The organism is Shewanella saliphila (assembly GCF_014648295.1).
GTDB classification, from domain to species: Bacteria; Pseudomonadota; Gammaproteobacteria; order Enterobacterales; family Shewanellaceae; genus Shewanella; species Shewanella saliphila.
In genome coordinates this window covers 43,224-50,124 of record NZ_BMQV01000038.1, presented here as the reverse complement: position 1 = coordinate 50,124, position 6,901 = coordinate 43,224, and the positions used below count along the sequence as shown (strand labels likewise).

At 40.5% G+C, this 6,901-nt stretch carries 6 protein-coding genes and 2 pseudogenes; 3 read left to right on the top strand and 5 right to left on the bottom strand.

The window, feature by feature from the left end; all coding sequences use genetic code 11:
- Positions 1-168: 168 nt before the first annotated feature.
- The 3 genes and pseudogenes from IEY48_RS15685 (at position 169) to IEY48_RS15675 (ending at position 2,434) form a co-directional block, all read left to right on the top strand.
- Positions 169-513 (top strand): hypothetical protein, encoded by a 345-nt coding sequence (locus IEY48_RS15685; protein ID WP_188921998.1) that lies wholly within the window; start codon positions 169-171, stop codon positions 511-513.
- Positions 514-589: 76 nt separating this feature from the next.
- Positions 590-1,229: pseudogene (locus tag IEY48_RS20665) on the top strand (ABC transporter ATP-binding protein).
- Positions 1,229-2,434 (top strand): ABC transporter permease, encoded by a 1,206-nt coding sequence (locus IEY48_RS15675; RefSeq protein WP_188921996.1) that lies wholly within the window; start codon positions 1,229-1,231, stop codon positions 2,432-2,434. Before IEY48_RS20665 ends, IEY48_RS15675 begins: the two are co-directional and overlap by 1 nt.
- 83 nt (positions 2,435-2,517) lie before the next feature.
- Here IEY48_RS15675 and IEY48_RS15670 read toward each other — a convergent pair whose 3' ends face one another.
- The 5 genes and pseudogenes from IEY48_RS15670 to IEY48_RS15650 form a co-directional block, all read right to left on the bottom strand.
- Positions 2,518-2,808, bottom strand: coding sequence for a hypothetical protein (locus IEY48_RS15670; RefSeq protein ID WP_188921994.1), 291 nt, complete (start codon positions 2,806-2,808; stop codon positions 2,518-2,520).
- A gap of 667 nt (positions 2,809-3,475) precedes the next feature.
- Positions 3,476-4,453, bottom strand: coding sequence for a transposase (locus IEY48_RS15665; protein WP_188921992.1), 978 nt, complete (start codon positions 4,451-4,453; stop codon positions 3,476-3,478).
- 239 nt (positions 4,454-4,692) lie between these two features.
- A pseudogene (locus IEY48_RS15660) lies at positions 4,693-5,025 on the bottom strand (transposase); the annotation flags it as partial.
- A 204-nt stretch (positions 5,026-5,229) separates the two neighbouring features.
- Positions 5,230-6,153, bottom strand: coding sequence for an AraC family transcriptional regulator (locus IEY48_RS15655; RefSeq protein WP_188921990.1), 924 nt, complete (start codon positions 6,151-6,153; stop codon positions 5,230-5,232).
- A 155-nt stretch (positions 6,154-6,308) separates the two neighbouring features.
- Entirely contained in the window at positions 6,309-6,638 is a 330-nt protein-coding gene (locus IEY48_RS15650; protein WP_188921988.1) for a hypothetical protein, read from the bottom strand.
- Positions 6,639-6,901 lie beyond the last annotated feature (263 nt).

Below are 6,901 nucleotides of genomic sequence, written 5' to 3'. Positions count from 1 at the left end.
GGCTTGCTTGAGGATAGCCAAGATTTGGCTGTCGCTAAATTTTGATGTTTTCATGCAGAATCTCCCTGCGTATATAGTACGAGAAAATTCTACTTTTGAAATCAGCTTTTTTTAGGGGGGATTACCGTTTTACGCGTTGATAATTCTGATTTATTACTGCGTCCAGGAATGACGGCAACCGCAGATATTCTCGTAAAACAAATAAACAATTCATTATTAGTGCCTAATGCCGCACTACGCTTTAAACCATCAAATGAAGAGACACAATCCAGTAACAACGGCGGCTTTATGAAAAGTATCATGCCTGGACCACCCAGCATCTCCAAAACTAAAGTCGAAAGTAATGATACAGATAACCTTCAACAGCACGTATGGACACTTCGTGATAATCAACCTATCGCAATTAATGTTACAACTGGATCAACCAATGGTATCAATACCGAAATAATCAGCGGTGACCTTAAAGCCGATATGCCATTGATCATCGATACAATCAGTACTAAAAGTGAGTAATGCTATCGTCAGTCATCAATCCCCTCTCGTTGAGTTAAGAGAAGTATATAAGGTATACGGAACTGGCCAAGCTAAAATGCAAGCTTTAGCAGGAGTCAATTTAACCATTAACCGTGGTGATTTTGTTGCTGTGATGGGCCCAAGTGGCTCAGGTAAATCGACCTGTATGAATGTATTAGGTTGCCTAGATACTCCCACATCAGGTCAATATTTGTTTGATGGAATAGATGTCGGCACATTAAGTCGCGATCAATTAGCACTGTTAAGACGCAATTACCTTGGGTTTATCTTTCAGGGATTCAACTTACTCAATAGAACATCCGCATTAGAAAATGTCGAATTACCGTTAATCTATCGAGGTTTGCCTGCTGGCGTGCGTCGAGAACGAGCACTAAGTGCATTAAATGTTGTCGGGTTTGAGTGGTTGGGCTCATCACACGCCAGGTGAATTGTCTGGTGGTCAACAGCAACGCGTGGCGATTGCACGAGCAATTGTGACTCAACCAGCGGTATTATTAGCAGACGAACCAACCGGTAATCTAGACTCTTCCCGTAGCCGAGAAATCATGGAGTTATTAAGTTCATTTAATAGTGAGTTGGATATTACGGTTGTTATGGTCACTCACGAGCCTGACATGGCCGCCTTTGCCAAACGACAGATCCACTTCCTCGATGGGCAGGTTGTCAGAGATGATGACAACGGAGGAACTCGCTAATGTTATGGAATGCTGTGTTACTGGCTATGCGAGAAATACGCCGTAATCTTATGCGCTCATTCCTCACTGTGTTAGGGATTGTTATCGGTGTTGCTGCGGTGATCATTATGGTCACCATTGGCGGCGGCGCAACCTTACAAGTAACAGAACAAGTCGCTAGCCTTGGCAGCAATCTATTATTAGTCACGCCGGGGCAGAGAATGGGGATGGGACAACGATCATCGGCATCAGCATTTCGTTTGGCTGATGCAGAGGCAATTGCTCGAGAGATTAACAATATCAATGCAGTCGCTCCCTCTTCATCGCAAGGTGCTACCGTGGTGTACGGTAATGAAAACTGGAGCACCAGTATTATGGGCTCCACCAACCAGTTTTTTGTTGCGGGTAACTGGATTTTTGAAGCTGGACGCGCATTTACCCAAAGTGAATTACGCGCAGGTAAAGCCATATGCGTTATCGGCGAAAGCGTTCGTAAAGAATTGTTTGGTAGTCAAAACCCTTTAGGTCAAAAAATTCGATTAGAAAAATTTTCATGTGAAATCATCGGGCTATTGAATGCAAAAGGACAGTCTACCATGGGGACGGATCAAGACGACTTAGTGGTGATACCCCTGCGAACTTTTCAGCGACGTTTATCCGGTAATCAAGATATTAAACTCATTCAAATTTCAGTTAACGATGGCCAATCAACACAAAAAGTAAAACAAGCTATCGGCGAATTATTGCGTGAACGGCGTCACATTGCGACTAATGAAGAAGACGACTTTACCGTCATGGATATGAAAGAAATATCTAACATGTTAAGCGGTATCACAAAAGTATTAACTACGTTATTGGGTGCTGTAGCAGCAGTGAGTTTATTGGTAGGCGGCATTGGTATTATGAATATCATGTTGGTATCAGTCACCGAACGCACGCGGGAAATTGGTATTCGTCTTGCTATTGGCGCCATGGAACGGGAAGTACTGTTACAATTTTTGGTCGAAGCTGTAATGTTGTCATCATTAGGCGGCATTATTGGGATTATACTGGCATTAATTGGATCGGTTACGCTGGCAAACTTAATGGGCGTTCCCTTTGTATTTAATCTAAGCATTGTCGCCATATCTTTTTTATTTTCAGCCGCTGTAGGCGTTATTTTTGGCTACTTCCCTGCTCGTAAGGCCGCACAACTCGATCCTATAGAAGCCTTACGCCATGAATAGACATTTTAAAATATAAACTATACAAACGACTGTGTTGGTATTGTTGGGGTGGGTGGCTATGTTCTACTCTTTTAAATGCCTTGCTATGTGCTAATTTGACTTTTCCCAATTTTAGCTTGTTTTTCCACCCTGATCGCCCAAATGAGAGTGGCACAATAAGCAAACATTAAAGTAACGTTAACTCCAACTGATTGGAATAAAAATGAACTGGCACAAAATGTAAAAGCAATACCCGTTATTAACTGACCTTTAGCTGAGTAGCCGAAATACACACCAGGATTAATTTTATTACGGAAATGTAAAAATGAGATTACATAGAAATAAAAGGGGAAAACCCATAGGCTTAGTGTTAAATATTCAAAAAATGTATTCATATTACTATCTAGTCTCCATTAAATTTAAATTGGATAACACTGGCACATAACGTTTTAGTATTTATGCGTTGCGCAGTTTGCAAGGCATAAATCGCTTGTTGGACTTGGCCGATGCCACACCCAAATTAATCGGTATGTTTTATGCTATAGGAATTTGCTTTTTTTCGGTAGTGGTATTTTGTACAACCTTTCGGCTAATTGTTTGTTCTGATTACACCTTTTAAGGTAGGTTTTGTCATTCTTCATCTTTTATCATTGCTCTTTCATCGTCCTATTTTCTGATTTGTCCACTTGAGAGTGTGCTTGGCTTCCTCACCCAACTGAATGTTAGCTAAGTTTGCTTTTATAACTGACAGCCCGACTTTCTCTGCTTAACCTGACAACTTCAGCTTCGCCTCTAACGATGAAAAAGATCGATGAAAAATACCACCCATTATTTGAGCACGATGAAAAATGCCACCCATTATTGGAACAAGTAACTTAACTCGTTTTCATTGCTTTGGCGAGGGTTATACTTGATGTACTCAACTCATCAATTTATATCGATATGACTAAAATATTAACGTTAAATGAGTGGTTTACCTGTCATATCCAGAATTCTGCACAACAGAAAAACTTGATAGCAATCAAGTATAAGAAGAATTGTAATTTGATTGGGGATTATGACTTAAGCGCACAGCCAACGCTGACAATTTGCAGCGCCTTGTCGTCGTTTTCGCTCTAAATGCTCACAATATTCGGTTAAGGCAGGTAATGCACCGACAGCACCTTTAAATAATGCACCAAACTCTGTAGTGATTTTGAGCCAATTCGCAGCAGGAATGTTGAGTCTATTCAGAATGCTCTGACTGCTTGAACTAATGGCGCCAAGCTTATCTTCTCTAATAATTCGACCGGTATCTTCAACCAGTACAATGTAGTCTTTCACACTGAACATGAGCCCGTTAGGCATATTGAGTCGTTCATTACCCACAAACGGTAATAGTTCAGGTGGTTGCTCGCCTTTCATTGCTGAATTTATTCGGCGCTGAATACTGGTGTAATCTGAGGTTTCAGGAGTTGCAGCCATATTGGCTCTGACAGGGTTTAAATCGACATAAGCCATACAAGCTAATACTGCGGCCTCATCAAGCAGTGCTTGAGACTTAAAACGTCCTTCCCAGAATCTTCCGGTACATTTATCTTCTTTGTTGGCCATTCTGGCGATGGGCTCACTGAGTGAACGCATAAACCAACTGATATCAATTAAGCGCTTACGGTATTCGGTAATGCATTCATTAACCGTTTGAAGTTCAAATGAGTTAAGGTCTTCCTCTTTAAGGTATTTTTGTGTAAGTAACGTGCCCTTAAAGCCTTTGTGCCACTGTATAAGCACTTCTTTATCTGACCACTGTTTTGCTTTGTCTGCATCAACCTTTAACACCACATGTAAGTGATTACTCATCACGGCATAAGCACAGATACCAATAGCAAAGATGGTCGCTAACTCTAGAATGCGGGAATCGACCCACCCGCGCCGATGCTCAAAATTCTCACCTGTTGAATTATCAATTCCACATAGAAATGCTTTGCGCACCACACGAGAACAGCAGTGATAGTAAGGCGTATCTTCTAGACTAACGATTGTCTGTCTTGGTCTGGCCATCTTAGATTACCTGTCTGAGTTAAAGGTAACTAAGCCTAGTGGGTTGTTCAATATTTATCCACTTGGGCTGGGTGGCCATGTTCTAATCCACTTGGGCTGGGTGGCCATGTTCTAGCCATGTTCTAGGCCCTGCTCGTAAGGCCGCACAACTCGATCCTATAGAAGCCTTACGCCATGAATAGACATTTTAAAATATAAAGCCTATACAAACGACTGCGTAGGTACCGTTGGGGTGGGTGGCCATGTTCTAATTTGTGTGTGAGTAACGTGCCTTTAAAGCCTTTGTGCCATTGAATTAGCACTTCTTTATCTGACCACTGCTTCGCTTTGTCAGCATCGACTTTTATAACCACATGTAAGTGATTACTCATCACGACATAAGCACAGATATCGATGGCAAAAATGGTCGCTAACTCAAGAATGCGTGAATCAACCCACTCACGCCGATGCTCAAAGTTCTCACCAGTGGAATTATCAATTCCACAAAGAAATGCCTTACGCACCACACGAGAACAACAGTGATAGTAAGGTGTATCTTCTAGACTAACGATTGTCTGTCTTGGTCTGGCCATCTTAGATTACCTGTCAGAGTTAAAGGTAACTAAGCCTAGTTGGTTGTTTAATATTTATCCACTTGTGCTGGGTGGCCATGTTCTAAGACTGGGTGGCCATGTTCTAGGGTGGCCATGTTCTAAGACTTACGCCGCCAGCAGAGGCGCAGCTTTGCTGCGTCCTGCTGGCTGGCTTTGTTAGCTTTTACCCTGTACAAAATATGCCTATATTTCCTTAAGTTTAACGTGAATTTCCATTTCAACGTACCCATCAATTCTTGCGTCGTTCAGATAACGCTCTAACATTGGGAAATCATCTGGTTCAAATCCACTATTAGGTAACCAATCAGAATAGATACTCAATTGAGCCTTAATTGTTTCTTCTGGGCTACCTTTAAAATAAAGTACAGCGTATTTACCTTTTGGTATTTCAGATAGCGAAAATGGTGACTTAACTTGAACATCTTCACCAATCACTATCGAAGCCGTGTAACGACATTTATCGACCGGTGTAACTGTCGGATTGTCAAAAGCAAAGGCGAAGCGTTTTTGCTCATCTTGCTTTATACCATTAAAAACAGCCCAATCTATAAGCTTATCCCATGCTTGATATATCGCTTCAGGTTCATAACCTCGCTCTGAAGCCAAAGTACATACACGCTGGCTATCAAGTTCTCTTACTTCAATATTCATGTTTGTATCCTCTAAATTGATTTTATTCATCACTTCATTTGTGATGCGAGAAGGATACAAATCAGAGGGTTTAAAATCTTTTCCATACTTGCTAGATATCTTTCCAATCTTGCTATTTTTAATTTTTTCTGGATTTCGTATTTCCGACGGACTAAATCCGAAATGTAACTTTATTGATTTTGAAAAATTGGCACTTGATGAGAAGCCGTTATCTAAAGCTATTTGAGTAACAGACAGCTCAGTTTTAAAAATCAATAAGTTGACTGCTCGCTCAAGCCTTCGCCTAACGATGTAATCATTGACGGTTTCACCGACAATGCCTGTAAAAATTCGGTGGAAGTGATATACAGAAAAATGACTTATTTTCGCCACTTCAGTCAATGAGATACTGTTAGCTAGATTGGTTTCAATATATTGAATAACTCGATCTATTCGAACTTTGTACTTTTTATTCATAAATACCTAAGTTGGAGTACTGCACAAATGCTCAAGGGAAGCTAACTTTTAAATAAGGGGTGCAGGCATGTGGGCTAAAGTCCGAACGAAGTGAGCAGCCCACATGTTTGCGTCCCAGCCTGCGCAGCAGGCGAGCTTAATTTTTTTGTTATGTTTCATTTACGCCTAAACCGCCTAAACAAAGCATTAAAGTTAATTCCAAGCCCCATAAAATTCGGTTTTAAATCGATAATATCTTCGCTTGAAACAGAATGCTGTATAGTTTTAGAAGTTGTCTGCTCTATTAGCCATTGCCTACCACTCATATTAATTCTAGGCTCCAAATAGCTTAAACCAGTTTTGCTACAACAATCTATTGCGTTAACGAGACCATTTTCATAAAGTTCCTTAAATATCTCGACCCTAATTTCGGTTGAAGACTCATCGATGCTGCTTAGATTATCATTGCGCTCTAAATAGTTTAAAGTTTCTACAAATTTATCCATATCATCCTTGAAACATAACAGCTTATTGAAGGGCTCGCCCGATAAGGTCGGCCGTTCAAGTTATTGATTAATATCATCCTACATTTGCTATCTTATTGAAGTAAAGCAATTAATTATGTCTAACATGTAAAAACAAACCGTGCTTGCGCGTAAAGTAGAATTTGCCTTCACTTTACAAAAAACTAAAGATAACAATATCAGACAATTACGATTTCTCAATTGATAAACAGATACAACGAAAGAACGACTGTTAATCATTCTTT